Raw genomic sequence first — 22,623 nt, 5'->3', positions numbered from 1 at the left:
CCGCCTGCACCGTCCGGACGGCCCCTCCAGGCCGCCCGGTACCCCCCTCGCAGAAGGAGTCCGCGTGAGATCCACGCCCAGCCGTCGCGCCACCGCGACCGGCGCTCTGATAGCCGCCGCAGCCCTCATGGCCGTCGCCGTTCCGTCCGGTACCGCGACCGCCACCTCCGCCCCCGCCTCGGCCCCGCTCGGCGGGATCACCGCCGGCACGAAGGCCGACCCGGGCGCCCTGCCCGCCAAGCTCTCCCCCGCCCAGCGCGCGGAGCTGCTCAGCGAGGCGAACGCCACGAAGGCGGCCACCGCCAAGGAGCTCGGTCTCGGGTCCACCGAGAAGCTCGTGGTCCGTGACGTGGTCCAGGACCGCGACGGCACCACGCACACCCGCTACGAGCGCACCCTCAACGGGCTTCCCGTGCTCGGCGGCGACCTCGTGGTCAAGGAGTCCGCGGCCGGGAAGACCCAGGGCGTGAGCAAGGCGTCGAAGGCGACCGGCGCGCAGCTGAAGGCCGTCGGCCTGACCGCCGACGTGGCCCCGGCCGCAGCCGAGAAGCAGGCGCTCGGCGCGGCCCGGGCCGAGGGCTCGAAGGCCAAGAAGGCGGAGAACGCCCCGCGCAAGGTGGTCTGGGCGGGCGGCGGCTCCCCGCGGCTGGCGTACGAGACGGTGGTCGGCGGACTCCAGCACGACGGCACCCCGAACGAGCTGCACGTGGTCACGGACGCCACCACGGGCGAGAAGCTCTACGAGTGGCAGGCCGTCCACAACGGCACGGGCAACACGCAGTACAGCGGCCAGGTCACCCTGGGCACCGCACCCTCGTACACCCTGACCGACACCACGCGCGGCAACCACAAGACGTACAACCTGAACCGGGGCAGCTCCGGCACCGGGACGCTGTTCTCCGGTCCGGACGACGTCTGGGGCGACGGCACCCCGCAGAACGCCGAGACCGCGGGTGCCGACGCCCACTACGGCGCCGCGCTCACGTGGGACTACTTCAAGAACGTGCACGGTCGCAACGGCATCCGGGGCGACGGCGTCGGCGCGTACTCCCGCGTCCACTACGGCAACAACTACGTCAACGCCTTCTGGCAGGACAGCTGCTTCTGCATGACGTACGGCGACGGCGACGGCAACGCCAAGCCGCTGACCTCCATCGACGTGGCCGCCCACGAGATGACCCATGGCATCACATCGAACACCGCACGCCTCGTCTACAGCGGTGAGTCCGGCGGTCTCAACGAGGCGACGTCCGACATCTTCGCCGCCGCCGTCGAGTTCAACGCGAACAACGCCCAGGACAAGGGCGACTACCTGGTCGGCGAGAAAATCGACATCCGCGGCAACGGCACCCCGCTGCGCTACATGGACAAGCCCAGCCGGGACGGCAGCTCCAAGGACTACTGGTACTCCGGCATCGGCAACGTCGACGTCCACTACTCCTCGGGCCCGGCCAACCACTGGTACTACATGCTCTCCGAGGGCAGTGGCGCCAAGACGATCAACGGCGTCAGCTACGACTCCCCGACCTCCGACGGACTGCCGGTCACCGGCATCGGCCGGGACAAGGCGTCGCTGATCTGGTTCAAGGCGCTCACCACCAAGTTCACCTCGACGACCAACTACGCCGCCGCACGCACCGGCACGCTCGCGGTCGCCAGTGAGCTGTACGGCGCCACCAGCCCCGAGTACGCGGCCGTGGCCCACGCCTGGGCCGGCATCAACGTGGGCTCCCGCCCCGGCGGCGGCGACCCCGACCCGGGCGGCAAGGTGTTCGAGAACACCACCCCGGTGAACATCCCGGACGCGGGCGCGGCCGTCACCAGCGCGGTCAACGTCACCGGTATCGCGGGCAACGCCCCGAGCACCCTCAAGGCGGACGTCAACATCACCCACACCTACCGCGGTGACCTGGTCATCGACCTGGTGGCCCCGGACGGCGGCACCTTCCGGCTGAAGAACTCCTCCGCCTCGGACTCCGCGGACAACGTGGTGGCGACCTACACGGTCAACGCCTCGTCCAAGGTGGCCAACGGGCAGTGGAAGCTGCGGGTGCAGGACGTGTACCGCTCGGACACCGGCCGGATCAACAGCTTCAAGCTGACCTTCTGATCCGCTGACAAGCACCGGACGGCCCGGGAGGGGGTTCCACCCCCTCCCGGGCCGTCCGCCGTGGCTCGTCCCGCCGGGGCGCGCGCTCAGCGCATCAGCACGCCCCCGCCCTCCCCCGTCGCCTCGGTCGGCAGGGCGACCAGGCCCAGTTCGGCGCTGGTGGCCAGCAGCCGGTGGGCGGGCAGGACGCGCACGGTGTAGCCGTACGGTCCCGTCCGGTCCGGGGTGAGCGGGCCCTCGTACAGCCAGCGGTCCTCCAGGTCCTGACCGCCCGCAGGCTTCAGCGGGAAGGTCTGGGCGTCCGCGATGGTGTCGCCCGGGTCGACCCGGCCCGCGACCACCTGGACCTCCACGTCGTCCGGCTCCAGGCCGCCGAGCGCGATCCGCACGCGCAGCGCCAGGGTGGCCCCCAGCTCCGCCGAACCGCCCGAGGCGTCCCCGGCGACCGTCTCCACATGGTCGACGGAGACCCCGCGCCAGGCAGCCCTGACCTTGGCCTTCCACGCGGCGAGATCCCGTGCCGACTGGGGCTCCAGTGCCCGGCGGGCCTGGGCGGCGGGGGCGTACAGGCGTTCCACGTACTCGCGCACCATCCGTCCCGCGAGCACCTTCGGGCCGAGGTTCACCAGGGTGGAGCGGACCATCTCGATCCACCGGCCGGGCAGGCCCCCGGCCCCCCGGTCGTAGAAGCGCGGGGCGACCCGGTCCTCGATCAGTGCGTAGAGGGCGTTCGACTCCAGCTCGTCCCGCCGGTCCTCGTCGACCGCCGAGCCGTCGGCGGTGGGGATCTCCCAGCCGAAGTCCGGGTCGAACCACTCGTCCCACCAGCCGTCGCGCACCGACAGGTTGAGGCAGCCGTTGAGCGCCGCCTTCATCCCGCTCGTGCCGCAGGCCTCCAGCGGGCGCAGCGGGTTGTTGAGCCAGACGTCGCAGCCCGGGTAGAGCTTCTGCGCCATGCCCATGCCGTAGTCCGGCAGGAACACGATGCGGTGGCGCACGCGCGGGTCGTCCGCGAACCGCACCAGCTCCTGCACCAGCCGCTTCCCGCCGTCGTCGGCCGGGTGGGCCTTGCCCGCGACGACGATCTGGATCGGATGCGTCGGGTGGAGCAGCAGCTCCCGCAGCCGGTCGCGGTCGCGCAGCATCAACGTCAGCCGCTTGTACGAGGGGACGCGGCGGGCGAAGCCGATGGTCAGGATGTCCGGGTCGAGGACGCCGTCGATCCAGCCCAGTTCGGCGGTGCCCGCGCCGCGCCTGCGCCAGGAGGCGTAGAGGCGGCGGCGGACCTCGGTGACGAGTTGGCCGCGCAGATCCCGGCGCAGGTCCCAGATCTCCTGGTCGCCGATGCCGGTCACCGCGTCCCACCGGCGGGGCGTGCCGGTCTGCGCGGAGGCCTCGTCGGCCACCGGGCCGCCGGCCAGCACTTGGTGGGCGCGGCCCTCGCCGACCTGGCCCGCGCCGAGCCGGAACACCTCGGGGGCGACCCAGGTCGGGGCGTGGACCCCGTTGGTGACGGAGGTGATCGGGACCTCGGCGGGGTCGAAGCCCGGCCAGAGCCCGGAGAACATCTCCCGGCTGACCGCCCCGTGCAGGGTGGAGACGCCGTTGGCGCGCTGGGCGAGCCTGAGGCCCATCACCGCCATGTTGAACAGCTCCGGTTCGCCGCCGGGGTAGGTCTCGGTGCCGAGCGGCAGGATCTTCTCGACGGGGACGCCGGGCAGTTCGCCCTCGGCGCCGAAGTGGCGGGCGACGAGCGCCCGGTCGAAACGGTCTATGCCGGCGGGCACCGGGGTGTGGGTGGTGAAGACGGTCCCGGCCCGGACCACTTCCAGGGCGGCCTCGAAGTCGATTCCGGTGGGGATGAGTTCGCGGATGCGCTCCAGACCGAGGAAGCCGGCGTGGCCCTCGTTGGTGTGGAACACCTCCGGTTCCGGGGTGCCGGTCAGCCGGCACCAGGTGCGTACGGCACGCACCCCGCCGATGCCGAGCAGCATCTCCTGGAGGAGGCGGTGGTCGCTGCCGCCGCCGTAGAGCCGGTCGGTGACATCGCGTTCGCCGGGGGCGTTCTCCTCGACGTCCGAGTCGAGAAGGAGCAGCGGCACCCGGCCGACCCGGGCGAGCCAGATGCACGCGTACAGCGAGCGTCCGCCGGGCAGTGCGAGGACGACCCGGGCGGGGGTGCCGTCGGCCTCGCGGACCAGGTCGAGCGGGAGTTCGTTGGGGTCGAGAACGGGATAGTGCTCCTGCTGCCAGCCCTCGCGCGAGAGGGTCTGGCGGAAGTAGCCGTGCCGGTACAGCAGCCCGACGCCGATGAGCGGGACGCCGAGGTCGCTGGCGGCCTTGAGGTGGTCGCCGGCCAGGATGCCGAGGCCGCCGCTGTACTGGGGCAGGGCGGCGGTGACACCGAATTCGGGTGAGAAGTAGGCGATACCGGAGGGGAGTTCGGCTCCGGCGGCCCGCTGTTCCTGGTACCAGCGCGGGCCGTCCAGATACTGCGCCAGATCGGCGGAGGCCGCGGCGAGGCGGCCGAGGTACTCCGCGTCCCCGGCCAGTTCGGTCAGCCGGCCGGCGGACAGCGAGCCGAGCAGGCGCACGGGGTCGGCGTCCGCGGGCCGCCAGCCCTCGGGGTCGGCGGCCCGGAAGAGCTCGCGGGTCTCGGTGTGCCACGACCAGCGCAGGTTGCGCGCGAGGTCGTGGAGGGGTCGGAGGGGTTCGGGGAGGACAGGACGCACGGTGAATCGACGAATGGCCTTCACTGCTCCACCTTTACAGGGGACTTGCGCATCCGAGCGGACGCACCACGGTGTGCGTCCCTTCCGTCACCCCTGACGGTAGCGGCCGTCCGTGGCGGGCTGCCACGGCGCGCGGGCGGCGCGCCCGGTCCGGGGGCCGTCCGCCGCGCGCCTCCCCACAGACGCCCCACGCACCCCACCGGTGGCCTCCCGCCACTCCTCCCACCTGGGGGTTTGGCCGATTTCCCTCCCGTACGCAGCCTTGTGGACCTTCCTGACACAGGGAAAGCTGCCGTGTGGCGCCGCAGAACGGGTATCCGGAACCCGTAGGGGCGCTTCGGGTCTCCCGCGCCCACCGGGGCGTGCGCGCAGCGCGCGGCGGAGCCCGAGCGGCCCGTTACGACCGAGTAGTTAACACGGCGCCGGATTTCCCACCCTCCGACGCGGGGAAGGCTTCCCCGGTACACGGCACGACCCGGCCCGCACACGTTCTCCCGCGCATCCCGAAACATGCGCGAAACCCCCGCGACCCACCCATTCGAGTGCCATTCGAGTGAACGCGGACAGGAGCGGCCATGCCCACAGCCCGTCAGCGGACAGCTGAGCAGTTACAAAGGACAGATTCCCGTCTTCGCGGCACACGCGGTCGGTCCTCCGCGCCCGTGCCGTCCCCCGTGCACGCCGAGCTCCTCCAGCCCTCAGGTGATTCCATGATCGGTCGTATTCCCGTCCTGGACGTCCGTCCCCTCGTCGACTGCGGCAGACGGGCGGCGAAGGCCGTCGTCGGTGAGACCTTCCAGGTCACCGCCACCGTCTTCCGCGAAGGCCATGACGCGGTGGCCGCCAATGTCGTGCTGCGCGATCCGAGCGGGCGGGTCGGGCCGTGGACCCCGATGCGCGAGCTGGCGCAGGGCACGGACCGGTGGGGTGCGGACATCACCCCGGACGCCGAGGGCCGCTGGACGTACACGGTGGAGGCCTGGAGCGATCCGGTCACCACCTGGCGGCACCACGCCGCGATCAAGATCCCGGCGGGCATCGACACGGACCTGGTGCTGGCCGAGGGCGCGGCGCTGCTGGAACGGGCGGCCGGCGGCGTGCCGAAGAAGCACGGCCGTGAGGCGGTGCTGGCCGCGGTGGACGCGCTGCGCGACACCGCCCACCCGGCCGAGGCACGGCTGGCCGCGGCCCTGACCCCGGCCGCCGACGCGGTGCTGGCCCGCTATCCGCTGCGTGAACTGGTCACCCGGTCCAAGCCGCTGGCGGTCCGGGTGGAGCGCGAGCGGGCGCTCTTCGGGTCCTGGTACGAACTGTTCCCGCGCTCCGAGGGCGCGAAGCGGGTGCCGGTGGATCCGGCGGACACCTCGCCCGACGCGCCGACCCGGCTGGTCAGCGGCACCTTCCGGACCGCCGCCGAGCGGCTGCCGGCGGTCGCCGCGATGGGGTTCGACGTGGTGTACCTGCCGCCGGTCCACCCGATCGGGACGACCCACCGCAAGGGCCCGAACAACACCCTGACGCCCGGGGAGCACGACCCGGGCGTGCCGTGGGCGATCGGTTCGCCGGACGGCGGGCACGACGCGGTCCACCCGGAGCTGGGCACGCTGGAGGACTTCGACCACTTCGTGTCGACGGCCCGGAATCTGCGGATGGAGATCGCGCTGGACTTCGCGCTCCAGTGCTCGCCGGACCACCCGTGGGTCAAGGAGCACCCCGACTGGTTCCACCACCGCGCCGACGGTTCGATCGCGTACGCCGAGAACCCGCCGAAGAAGTACCAGGACATCTATCCGATCGCCTTCGACAAGGACATGCGCGGTCTGGTGGCGGAGACGTCAAGGATCCTGCGCTTCTGGATGGACCACGGGGTGCGTATCTTCCGGGTCGACAACCCGCACACCAAGCCGGTGGTGTTCTGGGAGAAGGTCATCGCGGAGATCAACGGGACCGACCCCGATGTCATCTTCCTGGCGGAGGCGTTCACCCGCCCGGCGATGATGCACACGCTCGGTGCGATCGGCTTCCAGCAGTCGTACACGTACTTCACCTGGCGCAACACCAAGCAGGAGCTGACCGATTACGTCACGGAGCTGGCCGGGGACGCCGCCTCCTACATGCGGCCCAACTTCTTCGTGAACACCCCCGACATCCTTCCCGGCTACCTCCAGGAAGGCGGCCGCCCGGCCTTCGAGGCGCGGGCGGTGCTGGCCGCGACGCTGGCCCCTTCCTGGGGCGTGTACGCGGGATTCGAGCTGTGCGAGAACACCCCGGTCAAGCCGGGGAGCGAGGAGTACCTGCACTCGGAGAAGTACGAACTGCGCCCGAGGGACTGGGAGTCGGCGGAACGCGAGGGCCGCACGCTGACCCCCCTGATCACCTCGCTGAACCGGATCCGCCGGCGTAACCCCGCTCTGCGGCAGCTGCGCGACGTCCACTTCCACCACACCGACAACGAAGCGCTGATCGCCTACAGCAAGCGCTCCGGACCGAACACCGTTCTGGTGGTCGTGAACCTCGACCCGCACCACACCCAGGAGGCCACGGTCTCGTTGGACATGGAGCGGCTCGGCCTTTCCTGGCACGAGCGCGTACCGGTGCGCGACGAGCTCACCGGCGATACCTACCACTGGGGCAGGGCCTTCTATGTGCGCCTAGAGCCGGGCATCACGCCCGCGCACATCGCCGTCCTGCGACCGTCCCCGCCGACCGGAGGGTCACCCACACCATGATCGTCAATGAGCCTGTCCCCGACACGTTCGAGGACACCCCCGCCAAGGACCGCGATCCCGACTGGTTCAAACGAGCCGTCTTCTACGAGGTGCTCGTCCGGTCCTTCCAGGACTCCAACGGCGACGGAATCGGCGACCTCAAGGGCATCACCGCCAAGCTGGACTACCTCCAGTGGCTCGGTGTCGACTGCCTCTGGCTGCCGCCGTTCTTCAAGTCGCCGCTGCGCGACGGGGGCTACGACGTCTCCGACTACACCGCCGTGCTGCCGGAGTTCGGCGATCTCGCCGACTTCGTGGAGTTCGTGGACGCCGCGCACCAGCGCGGCATGCGCGTCATCATCGACTTCGTCATGAACCACACGAGCGATCAGCACGAGTGGTTCCAGCAGTCCCGCACCGACCCCGACGGGCCGTACGGCGACTACTACGTCTGGGCGGACGACGACAAGCAGTTCCAGGACGCCCGGATCATCTTCGTCGACACCGAGACGTCCAACTGGACCTTCGACCCGGTGCGCAAGCAGTACTACTGGCACCGCTTCTTCTCGCACCAGCCGGACCTCAACTACGAGAACCCGGCGGTCCAGGAGGAGATCCTGGCGGCCCTGCGGTTCTGGCTGGACCTGGGCATCGACGGCTTCCGGGTCGACGCGGTGCCCTACCTCTACCAGCGCGAGGGCACCAACTGCGAGAACCTCCCCGAGACCCACCACTTCCTCAAGCGGGTCCGCAAGGAGATCGACGCCAACTACCCGGACACCGTGCTCCTCGCCGAGGCCAACCAGTGGCCGGAGGACGTCGTCGACTACTTCGGCGACTACGAGGCGGGCGGCGACGAGTGCCACATGGCGTTCCACTTCCCCGTGATGCCGCGGATCTTCATGGCGGTGCGCCGGGAGAGCCGATACCCGGTCTCCGAAATCCTGGCCAAGACCCCTCAGATCCCGAAGAACTGCCAGTGGGGCATCTTCCTGCGCAACCACGACGAGCTCACCCTCGAAATGGTCACGGACGAAGAGCGCGACTACATGTACGCGGAGTACGCCAAGGACCCGCGGATGCGCGCCAACATCGGCATCCGCAGGCGGCTCGCCCCGCTGCTGGACAACGACCGCAACCAGATCGAGCTGTTCACCGCGCTGCTGCTGTCGCTGCCCGGCTCCCCGATCCTCTACTACGGGGACGAGATCGGGATGGGCGACAACATCTGGCTGGGCGACCGGGACGCGGTGCGCACCCCGATGCAGTGGACGCCCGACCGCAACGCCGGATTCTCCTCCAGCGATCCGGGACGGCTCTACCTCCCCACGATCATGGACCCGGTCTACGGCTACCAGGTCACCAACGTGGAGGCGTCGATGGCCTCGCCGTCCTCGCTGCTGCACTGGACCCGCCGGATGATCGAGATCCGGAAGCAGAATCCGGCCTTCGGTCTCGGCGAGTACACCGAGCTCCCCTCCTCCAACCCGGCGGTGCTGGCGTTCACCCGCGAGTACGGGGACGACCTCGTCCTGTGCGTGCACAACTTCTCGCGGTTCGCGCAGCCGACGGAACTGGACCTCCGCTCGTTCAACGGACGTCATCCGGTGGAATTGATCGGCGGGGTACGCTTCCCGGCCATCGGTCAGTGGCCCTATCTGCTGACCCTTGCGGGACACGGCTTCTACTGGTTCCGGCTGCGCAAGGACGCGCCGCCGGCCTGAGAAGGCACCGGTCGCGTGCGGGGCGGGTTTCCACCGCCCCGCACGGGGCACTCTGAGCGAAACGAAGGCCTCGGGCCCTCACCGGTTCCCTCGCCCCGGGCCTTCACGGTTCCGCCGTTCGAGTCCGTAAGCACCTTCCTCTCCCGACACGTCCCGCACAGCCGGACAGCCATTGCCGCAATCCGGGACACTCTTCGCATCCTGTGTGCCCGGGGAAAGGACGCGATGCCATGTCGGAGGCTGCATCCACTCACGTCGCCCTGGCGAAGAGCACGAGGAACAGCGCGACCACCGGCAGTACGAGGGACGGGGCCCTGCTTCCGTCCCTCGCTCCACTGCTCCACGAATGGCTGCCCCGGCAGCGCTGGTTCGCCGGCAAGGGCCGGCCGGTCACCGGCTTCCGGCTGGTCTCGGCCACCGAGATGGTGCCACTGGACGGCACGGCGGGCCCCGGACTCCTGCACCTGCTGCTGCGGGTCGAGCAGCCCTCCCGGTCGGTCCGGGCGTCCGACGACTGCTACCAACTGCTCCTGGGCGTACGGACGTCACTGCCGCCGCTGCTCGCCGGGGCCCTGGTCGGCCGGGTGGAGCGGGGGCCCCTCGCCGGGCGGGCCGTGTACGACGCGCTGCACGACCCCCGGCTCGCCGATGTGCTGCTGGAACGGTTCCGCCGCCCCGGCAGCCTCGGTTCGCTGCGCTTCGAGCGGACCGGCGAGATCCCGGCCGGTCTCACGCCCCGGGTCCTCGACGCCGAGCAGTCCAACTCCTCGCTGGTCTACGGGGACGCGTTCATCCTGAAGATCTTCCGACGGGTCTTCCCGGGCACCAACCCGGACCTGGAGCTGCCGCTCGCGCTGACCGGCGAGGGGTGCGAACGGGTGCCCGCCCCGGTCGCCTGGTTCGAGGCCCCCGGCGCCGAACCGCTCACTCTCGGCGTCCTCCAGCCCTTCCTGCACGGGGCGCGTGACGGCTGGCAGCTCGCGCTGGCCGCGCTCGCCGCGGGCCGCGACTTCCTGCCCGAGGCGCGGGCGCTGGGCCGGGCCACCGCCGAGGTGCACACCGCGCTCGCCGCCGCGCTGCCGACCCCGGCGCTGCGCGGCACCCAGACCCGGCAGCTCGTCGCCCAGATGACCCAGCGGCTGGAGGCCGCCGCCCAGGCGGTCCCGGCGCTCGTGCCGTACGTGCCCGGGCTGCGCGCCGCGTTCGACGCGGTGACGGACCTCGGGGTCCGGGGCAGTGGCTGGGCCCAGCAGCGGGTGCACGGCGATCTCCACCTCGGCCAGACGCTGCGCTCCGCCGACGGCTTCTGGTCGCTGATCGACTTCGAGGGCGAACCGGCCCGCCCGCTGCCCGAGCGCCGGATGCCCGCGCCCCCGGTGCGCGATGTCGCGGGCATGCTGCGGTCCTTCGACTACGCGGCCCGCTCGCACCGCCCGTGGAACCCGGAGTGGGCGGCCCGCTGCCGTGCCGCCTACTGCGAGGGGTACGCGCAGGCCTCGGGCAGCGATCCGCGCGGCGAACCCGAGCTGCTGCGCGCTCACGAGACCGACAAGGCCGTGTACGAGGTGGTGTACGAGGCCCGGCACCGCCCCGACTGGCTGCCGGTCCCGATGGCTGCCATCCAGCGGCTGGCCCAGTCCGCGGCGGCCTGAGCCTTCCCCCTCGACCCCTTGGCCCCTCCGCCCCGCTCCCCTCGCCCGTGCTCTCCCCCTTCACTCCCCGAGGAGGCAGTCCCTGTGACCGCCCGCAAGCCGTCCCGCAAGGCATCCCGCAAGTCCGCCGACGTCCCCGCCGAGGTGGCTGTCGAGACCGTCGCCGAACCCCCTGCGGAGACCTCCGCCGAGACCTCCGCCGTCGCGACGGCCACGCCCGCGCCCGCCGCCACCAAGGCCGCGCCCGCCAAGCGCGTCCGGTCCAAGCGGGCGGACGCCGGTCCGCCGCGCCCCCGGCAGGCCGGTGACGGCCAGGGCGCCCGCCCCGCTCCGGCGCTGGACGGCGCGGACCGCGGCCGCCTGCTGGCCGGCGACCATCACGCGCCGCACGACGTGCTGGGCGCCCACCCGATCCCGGGCGGGGTGCTCATCCGGGCGCTGCGGCCGTTCGCCCGGACCGTCACCGTGCTGGCGACGGGGGTGCGGGCCGAGCTGCACGACGACGGCGACGGCTTCTTCTCCGGTGTGCTGCCGGTGCCGCAGGTGCCCGCGTACCGGCTGGAAGTGGCGTACGACGACAACACCATCGAGGTGGAGGACCCGTACCGCTTCTGGCCCGCGATCGGCGAGCTGGATCTGCATCTGATCGGCGAGGGCCGCCACGAGGAGCTGTGGCGGGCGCTCGGCGCGGAGCCGATGGAGCACCAGGGGGTGGCCGGGACCCGGTTCACCCTGTGGGCGCCGAACGCGCGGGGTGTGCGGATCACCGGTGACTTCAACTACTGGGACGGCACGGGCTTCCCGATGCGTTCGCTCGGCGCGACCGGGGTGTGGGAGCTGTTCCTGCCGGGGGTCGGCGAGGGCGCGCTGTACAAGTTCGACATCTGCCGCCCGGACGGTTCGCACACGGTGCGGGCCGACCCGATGGCCCGGCGCACCGAGGTGCCGCCCGCGACGGCGTCGATCGTCACCGCCAAGCACCACGAGTGGCAGGACGCGGACTGGATGGCACACCGGGGCGACCGGCCGGTCCACGAAGCCCCGTTCTCGGTGTACGAGGTACATCTCGCCTCCTGGCGACCGGGCCTGACCTACCGTCAACTGGCCGAGCAGCTGCCCGCGTACGTCAAGGACCTCGGGTTCACACACGTCGAGCTGATGCCGGTCGCGGAGCATCCCTTCGGCGGCTCCTGGGGCTATCAGGTCACCGGGTTCTACGCGCCGACCTCGCGGCTGGGCACCCCGGACGACTTCCGCTTCCTCGTCGACGCCCTGCACCGGGCGGGCATCGGCGTCATCATGGACTGGGTCCCCGCCCATTTCCCGCGCGACGACTGGGCGTTGGCCGAGTTCGACGGGCGTCCGCTGTACGAGCACTCCGATCCGCAGCGCGCGGCTCACCCGGACTGGGGGACGCTGGAGTTCGACTACGGCCGCACCGAGGTCCGCAACTTCCTGGTCGCCAACGCCACGTACTGGTGCGAGGAGTTCCACATCGACGGGCTGCGGGTCGACGCGGTCGCCTCGATGCTCTACCTCGACTACTCCCGCGAGGACGGCCAGTGGTCGCCCAACGAGTTCGGCGGCCGGGAGAACCTGGACGCGGTCGCCTTCCTCCAGGAGATGAACGCGACCGTCTACCGCCGCAATCCGGGCGTCGTCACCATCGCCGAGGAGTCCACCGCCTGGGACGGCGTCACCCGCCCCACCGACAGCGGGGGCCTGGGCTTCGGACTGAAGTGGAACATGGGCTGGATGCACGACTCGCTCCAGTACATGGCGAAGGAGCCGGTCCACCGCAAGTACCACCACAACGAGATGACGTTCTCGATGGTGTACGCGTACAGCGAGAACTACGTGCTGCCGATCTCGCACGACGAGGTGGTGCACGGCAAGCAGGCGCTGGTGACGAAGATGCCCGGCGACTGGTGGCAGCGGCGCGCCAACCACCGCGCCTATCTGGGCTTCATGTGGGCCCACCCGGGCAAGCAACTTCTTTTCATGGGGCAGGAGTTCGCCCAGGGTGCGGAGTGGTCGGAGGGCCACGGCCCGGACTGGTGGCTGCTGGACCCGTCCTACGAGGCGTCCGGCGACCACCGTGGGGTGCGGACCCTGGTGGGCGATCTGAACGCGGTGTACGGGGCGGTGCCCGCGCTGTGGCAGCGGGACACCTCGCCGGAGGGGTTCAGCTGGGTGGACGGCGGGGCCGCCGAGGACAACGTGCTCGCGTTCCTGCGGTACGACGCGGACGGCTCCCCGCTGCTCGCGGTCTCGCACTTCTCCCCGGCGGTCCGCACCGACTACCGCCTGGGAGTGCCGGAGACCGGCACGGAGGGCTGGGTGGAGATCCTGAACACCGACTCGGCCCGGTACGGTGGGGGCGATGTGCGCAACGAGGAGCCGCTGAAGGCGGAGGCGGTGCCCGCACACGGCCGGCCGTCCAGCATCTCCCTGACGCTGCCGCCGCTGGCGACGGTGTGGTTCCGCCCGGCGTGATCCGTACCGGCCCGTGAAGGGCCGGGGCCGGTACCGCGTCCGATGCGACGCGGTGCCGGCCCCTTCCCCGTTCCGGGCCCGGTCAGCGGTCGGCGGCGATCACCTCGATGATGCTCGACCAGGACGAGGAGCCGTGGCCCTCGGCGATGGCCCGGTCGGTGACCGACTTGAGCCCCGCCAGCTGCGCGACGTCCAGGCGGTGGCCCTTCGCGGTGTGCAGGATGTGATCGACGCTCGCCGCCATCATGGCGAGGTTGCCGCCGTCGTTCGCGTACGTACGGGTGTCGACGTCGACGGCCGTGAGCTCGGCGATCGGCGGCAGGATGCCCGCGATCGTGTTGAGGTACGGGGCGAGGGACGCGCCGTCGATGCCCTCGGCGCGGGCCAGCGCGAAGGCGTGGACGAGGCCGCCCATGGCCCCGTAGAAGAAGTCCAGCATCGCCATGTCGTAGGCGGCGGCGAGGCCGTGGTCCTCGCCGAGATAGGTGGCGGGCTCGCCGAGCGCCTTGAGGGTGGCCTCGTGCGCGGCGAAGGCGGCGCGGTCGCCGGAGTGGAAGACCAGGGCGTCCGCCGTGCCGACCACGTCGACCGGCACCATGATCGCCCCGTCGAGGTAGGCCAGCGCGTGCTTCGCGGCCCAGTCGGCGGTCTGCCGCGAGCGGGCCGGGGTGTCCGAGGTCAGGTTGACGAGGACCCGCCCGGCCAGCGCTTCGGCCAGTGGCTCCAGGACCGCGTCGGAGGCGTCGTAGTCGACGAGGCAGACCACGACGAGCCCGCTCGCCCGCACGGCCTCCTCGGCGGACGCGGCGCGCACCGCGCCCTGCGCGACGACGTCCTCGCCCTTCTCGGGCGAACGGTTCCAGACGGTGGTGGGGTGGCCCGCGGCGAGGAAGGCGCGGGCCAGGGAGCGGCCCATGTCACCGAGGCCGAGCACGGTGACGGGGGCGGAGGTGCGGGTGGGTGCGGTGGTCGTGTGCGCTTGCGTCATGGGAACCATGCTGGGCGGGTGAACGGGGGCTGACCAGAGCCCACTTGACTGTCAGATACGCACCTCCGGGAAAGGGTGCAGGTCAAGGCGTTCCGCCTGGTCGGGATCGGTTCGCCCGCATGCCCCCGTCGGGCCGGTGTCGCGTCAGGCCGGGTCGAGTACGCCCGCCAGCTCCTGGAGCAGTCTGCGCTTCGGCCGGGCGCCGACGAGCGAGGTCACCGGCTCACCCGCCCGGAAGACCATCAGGGTCGGCGTCGCCAGTACGCCGTACCGGACGGCGATACCGGGCGCACGGTCGACGTCGAGCAGGACGACCCTGATCCGGTCGGCCTCCTCGCGGGCGATCTCGCGCAGCACCGGGGCGAGATGGCGGCAGGGGCCGCACCAGTCGGCGGTGAACTGGACCAGCACGGGCAGCGCTGCTTCCAGCACTTCCGCCTCGAAGGTCTCCTCGGTGGCCTCGGCGAGGCCTTCGGTCCTGATCATGGTTGTCCTCGCGCATGGGCAGGAACGCATTCCTTGACGCCGACGTCAACGCAAGGGTGAGGGCGTCGGCTTCGAGGACACGGGGTCGAGCACCGGGACGTCAGCCGCCCTGGACCGCCGTGCGCCGGCGCACGGCCCAGACGATGCCGCCGCCCGCCGCCACCGCCGCGGCCGCCATGCCGATGAGCGGGCCGGTGGAGTCCGAGCCGGTCGCCGCGAGGTTGCCGCCGGTCTGCGGAGTGGCGCCGCCGGTCGTCGGGCCGCCCGTGGACGAGGAGCCGCCGGATGAGCCGGTCGTCCCGCCGGTGCTGGCCGTGGAGCCGGTGGTGTCGGAGCCGCCCGTGGACGAGGAGCCGCCGGTGGAACCGGTGGAGCCGGAGGAACCGTTGGAGCCCGAGGAGCCTGCTGTGCCCTCGTCCTTGCCGGTGTCGATCACGATCTGCGCGGTGTCGTTCTCGGCGTTCCGGTCGAAGGGGCGCTCCTGCCCGGTGAAGGAGACCTCGCCGGTGGTGCGGCCGACCGCCTTGTCGATGCGCAGGACGAAGGGGTAGCTCTCGCCGCCGTTCACGTCCACCCAGGACTGGGAGGTCCCGCAGCGGTAGTGGGTCTTGGTGACCGCGTCGCAGAATCCGTGCGGCTTGACGACGGACGTGCCCTTCGGGATGCGGATGTCGACGGTGGTGACGCTCTCGTCACGCGTGCCCTGGACGCGGGCGGGGCCCTTGTTGGTGAACTTCACCGTCGCGGTGACCTTCTCGCCGGGTTTCCCCTTGCGCTCGTCGCCGGTCAGGGCGAAGTCCGCGGTGTTCGCGGCGGTGACGTCGGCCTCGGCGGCCGGCTCGGGGTGGTTCGTCCGGTCGGCGTCGGCGGCCGGGCCCTTCTCGACCAGGGTGAGCGGGTCGCCCGTTCCCGGCACCGGCTCGGTGGAGCCGCCGTCGCCCGGGTCGGGCTCCTCGACGCCGACCGTCACCCGCAGGTCGTCGCGGAACGCGGAGTCGAGCGCCTTGAGCGATACGGGCTTCGCCGTGCCGTAGAGGACGCCCGGCTTCAGCGGCTGCTCGATCCGGCAGGAGGCGACGTTGCGCTCGGGCATCTCGTCGTAGGAGGGAGTGGTGTAGTACGCGCAGTTCTTGTACGTCTCGTCGGCCTTCAGGCCCGGGGACACGGCGTACGTCACCCAGACCTCGGGTACCTCCGCCGTCCCCTTGTTGAGGAAGGTCAGCGGGGTGGAGAAGGAGCTGCCGGGCTGCACTCCCCCGACCGGTGCGATCGTTCCGACGCCGAGGTCGGGCTCCTCCGGGCCGGCGGCGAGCGCCGGAACGGCGCCCAGCGCCACCAGGGCTGCGGCGGCCACGACGGCGGTCCCGCCGCGCAGGGTACGGCTGCGGGAAGGGGCGATACGCATGGAAGTCCTTCGGTCGTGGGGCGCTGTCGTGGGACGCACGGGGGCTGACTGCGGTCCTTCACCTCTCAGGACCGGTGCCGGACGGAGAGGGTTGTGTGTGCCGTGGCCGTCGTGACAGAACACGGACACAAGGGATCGGTACCGGCCACGGACGCGGGCAGCCGTGTCCGGCCACGGGGCACCGGTACCCGCCGCCGACGCGAGGACACCCGTACCGGGGGATACGGGTGTCCTCGGGCGGACCGCGGCGACCGGGGGGGGAAGCCGCGGCGGTCCTGGTGGGTGGCGCGGGGGCCGGTGGTCGCGAGGGTCAGACCTTGGCGGGCTGTTCGGCGGGCACGCTGTCCCGCTGCTCGGGGACCTCGTCGGAGGGGGCCGGGCCGTGGCCGTCGTCGACGAGGGTCTTCTCGTCGAACGGGATCCGTCCGGCCAGCACCTCGCCCACCCGGTCCTTGTCGATCTCCTTGGTCCAGTGGCCGACCAGCACCGTGGCGACCGCGTTGCCCGCGAAGTTGGTCAGGGCACGGGCCTCGCTCATGAAGCGGTCGATACCGACGATCAGGCCGACGCCGTCGACGAGTTCGGGGCGGTGCGACTGGAGGCCGCCGGCCAGGGTCGCCAGGCCCGCGCCGGTCACGCCGGCCGCGCCCTTCGAGGCGATGACCATGAAGACCAGCAGCGAGATCTGCTCGCCCGCGCTCAGCGGGTCGCCCATCGCGTTGGCGATGAAGAGCGAGGACATCGTGAGGTAGATCGCGGTGCCGTCGAGGTTGAAGGAGTAGCCGGTCGGCACGGTGATGCCGACGACGGGCTTGCTGACACCCATGTGCTCCATCTTCGCGATCAGCCGCGGCAGCGCCGACTCGGAGGAGGAGGTGGAGAGGATCAGCAGGAACTCGCGGCCCAGGTACTTCAGCAGCGAGAACAGGTTCACCCCGGCGATCATGCGGAGCAGCGCGCCGAGCACGACGAAGACGAAGAGCGCGCAGGTGACGTAGAAGCCGACCATGATGATCGCCAGGGACTTCAGGGCGTCGAGGCCGGTCTCGCCGACCACCGCGGCGATCGCGCCGAACGCGCCGACCGGGGCGGCCCACATGATCATGGCGAGGATGCGGAAGACGAGGCGCTGGATGTGGGTGATGCCACGGATGATCGGCTCGCCGGCCTTGCCCATCGCCTGGAGCGCGAAGCCCGCGAGGAGCGCGACGAGGAGGGTCTGGAGGACCTCGCCCTCGGTGAAGGCGGAGACGATCGTGGTCGGGATGATGCCGAGCAGGAAGTCCGCGGTGGACTCGCCGGCGCCCCCGGCCTGCTCCACGCCCGCCTCGCGGGCGGCCTCCGTGATGTGGAGGGTGGAGCCGGGCTCCAGGAAGTTGCCGACGAGCAGGCCGATGGCGAGGGCCACGGTCGACATGACCAGGAAGTAGCCCAGCGCCAGACCGCCGACCGCCCCGACCTTGGCCGCCTTGCGGACCGAGCCGACGCCCAGGACGATCGTGCAGAAGATGATCGGCGAGATCATCATCTTGATCAGGTTCACGAATCCGGCGCCGATGGGCTTCAGTTCGACGGCCACCCCGGGGGCCGCGAAGCCCACCAGGATGCCGAGCGCCACGGCGGCGATCACGGCGATGTACAGGTAGTGGGTGCGGTCCCGTTGTCTGGCTGTCACAGCCATGGTGGGGCTCCTCGGCTCGGTCAGAACGTGTGCCCCCGTCCCTGGGGGCTTCGGTGACTATCCACCGGCCTGTGACCCCGGTCACCCTTGCGTTCATATCGTTCACAGCCCCTTTCCGGCCAACCGGGAGACCTCGGGGAGCCTCCGGCCGGGCGAGGCAGACTGTGGGGTATGCGCCTCCCCCGTACCCGCCCCCGCAGCCTGGCGGGCCAGCTCTTCGCCATGCAGGTCGTGCTCATCGCCGCCGTGGTGGCCGGGTGCGCCGTGTTCGCGTACGTCTCCGGCAGCGCGCAGGCCGAGGAGACGGCCGCCCGGCAGGTGCGGGTGGCGGCCCTCGCCGTGGCCGATTCCCCCTCCGTACGGGAGGCCATCCGTACCCCGGACCCGTCGGCCGTGCTTCAGCCGTACGCGGAGCGGGTGCGCGAGGACACCGGGATCGCCTTCGTCACGATCATGGACACCGAGCGGGTGCGCTGGACGCATCCGGACGCCGGCCGGATCGGGGACACCTTCCTGGGCAACACGGCGAAGGCCCTGCGCGGGCAGACCTTCACCGAGACGTACACCGGCACGCTGGGGCCCTCGATACGGGTGGTGACCCCGATCCGCGACGGCGGGAGGATCGTCGGCCTGGTCAGCGCGGGCATCACCGTGGACCGGGTCTCCTCGCAGGTGCGGGAGCAGCTCGGCGCCCTGGCGCTGGCGGCGGGCGGGGCGCTGGCCCTCGGCGGGATCGGCACGTACGTGATCAACGCCCGGCTGCGGCGGCACACCCACGGCATGAACGCGGCCGAGCTGAGCCGGCTGCACGACTACCACCAGGCCACCCTGCACGCGGTGCGCGAGGGGCTGCTGATGCTGGACGGGCAGCGGCGGATCGCGCTGATCAACGACGCGGGGCGGGAGCTGCTGGGTCTGGAGCCGGACACCGAGGCGGTCGGCCGTACGGTCGACGAGCTGGCCCTGCCCGCACCGCTGACCGGGGCGCTGCTGGCGTCGGAGTCCCGGGTGGACGAGCTGCACCTCACGTCGGACCGGGTGATCGTGGTCAACACCCGCCCGGTGGTGGGCGGTGAGCAGCGGGGCACGGTGGTGACCCTGCGGGACCACACCGAGCTCCAGGCGCTGACCGGGGAGCTGGACTCCGAGCGCGGTTTCACGCAGGCGCTGCGTTCCCAGGCCCACGAGGCGGCGAACCGGCTGCACACCGTGGTGTCGCTGATCGAGCTGGGCCGGGTGGAGGAAGCCGTGGACTTCGCGACGGCGGAGCTGGAGCTGGCCCAGGTGCTGACCGACCGGGTGGTGGGCGCGGTGGAGGAACCGGTGCTGGCGGCGCTGCTGCTCGGCAAGGCGGCCCAGGGACACGAACGCGGGGTGGAGCTGGTGCTCGCGGAGGACAGCCTGATCGACGACGGGGCGCTGCCGCCGTCGCTGGCCCAGCGGGATCTGGTGACGATCCTGGGCAATCTGATCGACAACGCGGTGGACGCGGCGTCGGAGGGCCACGAGAGCGCGGAGGAGACGGAGGCCGATATCCCCGGGCCTGGGGCGGCCGGGGGTCCGGCGGGGCGGGCCCGGGTGACGGTCACCGCGCTCGCGGACGAGCGGGAGCTGCTGCTGCGGGTCGCTGACACCGGGGCGGGCATCGGGCCGGAGGCCGCGGACGAGGTGTTCCGGCGGGGCTGGTCGACGCACGGGGCGGGGCGCGGCCTCGGCCTCGCGCTGGTGCGGCAGGCGGCCCACCGCAACGGGGGCACGGTGGAGCTGGACGCCGGTCCGGACGGCGGCGCGCGGTTCACCGTACGACTGCCGCTCGGGGGGCGTACGGCGGGGGCGGCGGCGGCCGAGGCCCGGGGGAAGGAGGTCACGGCATGATCCGCGTGCTGGTGGTGGAGGACGATCCGGTGGCCGCCGACGCCCACCAGATGTACGTGGAGCGGGTCGAGGGCTTCACCGTGACCGCGGTGGCCCACACCCGGGCGGCGGCGGTGCGCGCGCTGGAGCGGACCCCGGTGGACCTGCTGCTGCTCGACCTCTATCTGCCCGACGGGCACGGGCTCGGGCTGCTGCGTTCGCTGCGCGCCTCCGGCCACGGGGCCGATGTGATCGCGGTGACCTCGGCCCGGGATCTGACGGTGGTGCGGGAGGGGGTGTCGCTGGGCGTCGTGCAGTACGTGCTGAAGCCGTTCACGTACCCCACCCTGCGGGACCGGCTGGTGCGGTACGCGGAGTTCCGGGGCGTCGCCGGGGAGGCGAGCGGCCAGGAGGAGGTGGACCGGGCGCTGGGCGCGTTGCGGGTCGCGCATCCGGCCGCGCTGCCGAAGGGGCTCAGCGGACCGACGCTGGAGGGGGTGACCCGGGTGCTGAAGGAGTCCCCGGAAGGGGTGACCGCGGCCGCCGCCGGGGAGCGTCTGGGCATCTCCCGGATCACGGCCCGGCGGTATCTGGAACATCTGGTGACCGTCGGCAGCGCCGTGAGGCGTCCGCATTATGGGCAGGTCGGCCGACCGGAGTTGCACTACAGCTGGCTGACCGCCGGGCGCTGACCCGCCGGGAGACCGTCGGTGGACAAGCGCTTTCCGGTCGTCTTTTCCCGCTCTGGAGGGCCTTGCCGGGGGTGGAGGGGAAAGCGCTGGTGGGGCGGGTTTCCCGTACCGCCCGCCCGGTTCGCGGCTGGAGGTTCCTACGAAGCGTGTTCTGTGGGGAACGTACCGTAGCCAGGGCGGAAATGGACTCCTACGGTGGGCCCGTGCACCCCACCCCGCCCTTCAACGCCCCCGCCGCCCGCCGTCTCCGCGAGGCACTGGGGATGGCTCCCGGTCATGTCGCCTACGGGCTCGCCGCCCAGTACGGACTCCGGATCAGCGCGGAGACCGTCGTCGCCTGGGAGCGCGGCATCGCGACCCCCGGGGAACGCGAGCTGACCGCCCTCGCCGGCGTCCTGTGGTGCGCGCCCGGGGAGCTGCTGGCCGCCGCGGCCACCCTGCGCGAACACCGGATGACCCGGGACCTGACCGTGGACGAGCTGGCCCGGCAGCTGGGGATGACCGGCGCCTCGTATCAGCGGATGGAGGAGTCCGGGCGCTGGCGGGGCAACGAGAAGCAGTCGGCGGCGCTGTGCCGGACGCTGGGTCTGTCGGCGGCCCAGTTCCTGACGGCGACGGGCCGCGACGAGGAGCTGGCGGGGTTGCTGACCAGCGCGGTCACCACGCGCTGGCAGGCGTACGTCCGGCCGGTGGCCAAGATCGTGCCGCTGGACCGGGCGCTGATCCAGGATGTGCTGGAACAACTGCACACCGACTACCAGGCCCTGATGGTCTCGACGCTCAGCTGGAGCAGCACGGGCCGGGAGCGCTCCGGATCGACGGGCGACGCGGGCCGGGCGTTCCTGGCCCGCGTGGTGGAGCAGTTCTGGCGGACCGCCCGGGTATGACTCCGCACGGGCCGCCCGTGCGGCCCGTGCGGTTCTCAGGCACCCTGGAGCAGGCCTAGAAGACCGACTCGGCCTCGTCCATCCGGTCGGAGGGCACCCGCTTCAGCTGGGTGACGGCCTCGGCGAGCGGGACCATCGCGATGTCGGTGCCGCGCAGGGCGGTCATCCGGCCGAACTCGCCGCGGTGCACGGCCTCCACGGCGTGCCAGCCGAAACGGGTGGCGAGCACCCGGTCGTACGCGGTGGGCGTGCCGCCGCGCTGGACATGGCCGAGAATGACCGGCCGGGCCTCTTTGCCGAGCCGGGTCTCCAGCTCGATGGCGAGGCGGTTGCCGATGCCCTGGAAGCGCTCGTGGCCGTACTGGTCGATCTCGCCCTTGGCGTACGGCATGGAGCCCTCGGCCGGGTGTGCGCCCTCGGCGACGCAGATGACGGCGAACTTCTTGCCGCGCGCGAACCGTTCCTCGACCATCTTGACCAGGTCGTCGACCTGGAAGGGGCGCTCGGGCAGGCAGATGCCGTGGGCGCCGCCGGCCATCCCGGACTCCAGCGCGATCCAGCCGGCGTGCCGGCCCATGACCTCGACGACCATGACGCGCTGGTGGGACTCGGCGGTGGTCTTCAGACGGTCTATGGCCTCGGTCGCGACGCCCACCGCCGTGTCGAACCCGAACGTGCGGTCGGTGGAGGAGATGTCGTTGTCGATGGTCTTCGGGACGCCGACGACCGGCATCCCGGCGTCGGAGAGCATGCGGGCCGCGGTGAGCGTGCCCTCGCCGCCGATCGGGATGAGCGCGTCGATGCCGTAACGGCGGGACAGCTCCTCGCAGTTCTCGGCGGCCTCGCGCAGCCGGTCGCGCTCCAGGCGGGCCGAGCCGAGGATGGTGCCGCCGCGGGCGAGGATGCCGCTGACCGCGTTGAGGTCGAGGGGGCGGAAGTGGCCGTCGAGCAGCCCCTTGAAGCCGTCCTCGAAGCCGATGACCTCGTCGCCGTGGCCGACGACGGCCCGGTGGACGACCGACCGGATCACTGCGTTCAGGCCGGGGCAGTCGCCGCCCGCGGTGAGAATGCCGATGCGCATCGAGGTATGTCTCCTGCTCGCTAGTCGCGCTTTTCCAGGGAACCGACCGTGGCGGCCCCCCTGCCCTGAACCGCGTCGATTGTCCCACGCCGAGCGTCGTCCCCGCGCTTTCGGCCGGGCCGGGGCG

At 71.8% G+C, this 22,623-nt stretch carries 14 protein-coding genes; 8 read left to right on the top strand and 6 right to left on the bottom strand.

Going from position 1 to position 22,623, the window contains the following annotated elements:
• Positions 1-64: 64 nt before the first annotated feature.
• A complete protein-coding gene (locus CCZ36_RS25285) occupies positions 65-2,110 on the top strand; it encodes a M4 family metallopeptidase (RefSeq protein WP_128818627.1) in 2,046 nt (681 codons plus the stop codon).
• A gap of 86 nt (positions 2,111-2,196) precedes the next feature.
• Here the strand turns inward: CCZ36_RS25285 and glgP are convergent, their stop codons facing one another.
• Complete coding sequence (glgP, locus tag CCZ36_RS25280) at positions 2,197-4,866, bottom strand: alpha-glucan family phosphorylase (RefSeq protein WP_128818626.1); 2,670 nt, start codon at positions 4,864-4,866, stop codon at positions 2,197-2,199.
• Positions 4,867-5,552: 686 nt separating this feature from the next.
• On the opposite strand from glgP, the gene CCZ36_RS25275 reads away from it, so the two are divergent.
• From CCZ36_RS25275 to glgB, 4 genes are all read left to right on the top strand, one after another.
• Positions 5,553-7,571 carry an alpha-1,4-glucan--maltose-1-phosphate maltosyltransferase gene (locus CCZ36_RS25275; RefSeq protein ID WP_069744463.1) on the top strand — a complete coding sequence of 673 codons (2,019 nt, stop codon included), beginning with the start codon at positions 5,553-5,555 and terminating at the stop codon, positions 7,569-7,571.
• Positions 7,568-9,274: a maltose alpha-D-glucosyltransferase gene (gene treS, locus CCZ36_RS25270; RefSeq protein WP_069744464.1), complete on the top strand. Its 1,707-nt coding sequence runs from the start codon at positions 7,568-7,570 to the stop codon at positions 9,272-9,274. Before CCZ36_RS25275 ends, treS begins: the two co-directional genes overlap by 4 nt.
• 230 nt (positions 9,275-9,504) lie before the next feature.
• Complete coding sequence (locus CCZ36_RS25265; protein ID WP_128818625.1) at positions 9,505-10,926, top strand: maltokinase N-terminal cap-like domain-containing protein; 1,422 nt, start codon at positions 9,505-9,507, stop codon at positions 10,924-10,926.
• Between the two features lie 84 nt (positions 10,927-11,010).
• Positions 11,011-13,422 carry a 1,4-alpha-glucan branching enzyme gene (gene glgB / locus CCZ36_RS25260; protein WP_128818624.1) on the top strand — a complete coding sequence of 804 codons (2,412 nt, stop codon included), beginning with the start codon at positions 11,011-11,013 and terminating at the stop codon, positions 13,420-13,422.
• Positions 13,423-13,504: 82 nt separating this feature from the next.
• Here glgB and CCZ36_RS25255 read toward each other — a convergent pair whose 3' ends face one another.
• From CCZ36_RS25255 to CCZ36_RS25240, 4 genes are all read right to left on the bottom strand, one after another.
• Positions 13,505-14,410 carry an NAD(P)-dependent oxidoreductase gene (locus CCZ36_RS25255; RefSeq protein ID WP_069736972.1) on the bottom strand — a complete coding sequence of 302 codons (906 nt, stop codon included), beginning with the start codon at positions 14,408-14,410 and terminating at the stop codon, positions 13,505-13,507.
• 144 nt (positions 14,411-14,554) lie between these two features.
• Positions 14,555-14,896, bottom strand: coding sequence for a thioredoxin family protein (locus CCZ36_RS25250; protein WP_128818623.1), 342 nt, complete (start codon positions 14,894-14,896; stop codon positions 14,555-14,557).
• Positions 14,897-14,996: 100 nt separating this feature from the next.
• The gene (locus CCZ36_RS25245) at positions 14,997-16,301 is read right to left on the bottom strand and encodes an LAETG motif-containing sortase-dependent surface protein (RefSeq protein WP_128818622.1); all 1,305 of its coding nucleotides are present in this window, start codon (positions 16,299-16,301) and stop codon (positions 14,997-14,999) included.
• A gap of 310 nt (positions 16,302-16,611) precedes the next feature.
• Positions 16,612-17,982: a cation:dicarboxylate symporter family transporter gene (locus CCZ36_RS25240; RefSeq protein ID WP_128818621.1), complete on the bottom strand. Its 1,371-nt coding sequence runs from the start codon at positions 17,980-17,982 to the stop codon at positions 16,612-16,614.
• 171 nt (positions 17,983-18,153) lie between these two features.
• Between CCZ36_RS25240 and CCZ36_RS25235 the strand changes: the two genes are divergently transcribed.
• From CCZ36_RS25235 to CCZ36_RS25225, 3 genes are all read left to right on the top strand, one after another.
• The gene (locus CCZ36_RS25235) at positions 18,154-19,857 is read left to right on the top strand and encodes a sensor histidine kinase (RefSeq protein WP_128818620.1); all 1,704 of its coding nucleotides are present in this window, start codon (positions 18,154-18,156) and stop codon (positions 19,855-19,857) included.
• Entirely contained in the window at positions 19,854-20,528 is a 675-nt protein-coding gene (locus CCZ36_RS25230) for a response regulator (RefSeq protein ID WP_128818619.1), read from the top strand. The genes CCZ36_RS25235 and CCZ36_RS25230 overlap by 4 nt, the downstream gene beginning before the upstream one ends.
• A gap of 182 nt (positions 20,529-20,710) precedes the next feature.
• The gene (locus CCZ36_RS25225) at positions 20,711-21,415 is read left to right on the top strand and encodes a helix-turn-helix domain-containing protein (protein ID WP_199889587.1); all 705 of its coding nucleotides are present in this window, start codon (positions 20,711-20,713) and stop codon (positions 21,413-21,415) included.
• Positions 21,416-21,470: 55 nt separating this feature from the next.
• Here the strand turns inward: CCZ36_RS25225 and CCZ36_RS25220 are convergent, their stop codons facing one another.
• Positions 21,471-22,496 carry an ATP-dependent 6-phosphofructokinase gene (locus CCZ36_RS25220; RefSeq protein WP_069736978.1) on the bottom strand — a complete coding sequence of 342 codons (1,026 nt, stop codon included), beginning with the start codon at positions 22,494-22,496 and terminating at the stop codon, positions 21,471-21,473.
• Between the last annotated feature and the right edge of the window lie 127 nt (positions 22,497-22,623).

It is taken from the genome of Streptomyces sp. S063, assembly GCF_002832675.1.
In the GTDB taxonomy this organism is placed as follows: Bacteria; Actinomycetota; Actinomycetes; order Streptomycetales; family Streptomycetaceae; genus Streptomyces; species Streptomyces sindenensis.
The sequence above is the reverse complement of the archived record's forward strand: the minus strand, read 5'-3'. Positions and strand labels throughout refer to the sequence as shown.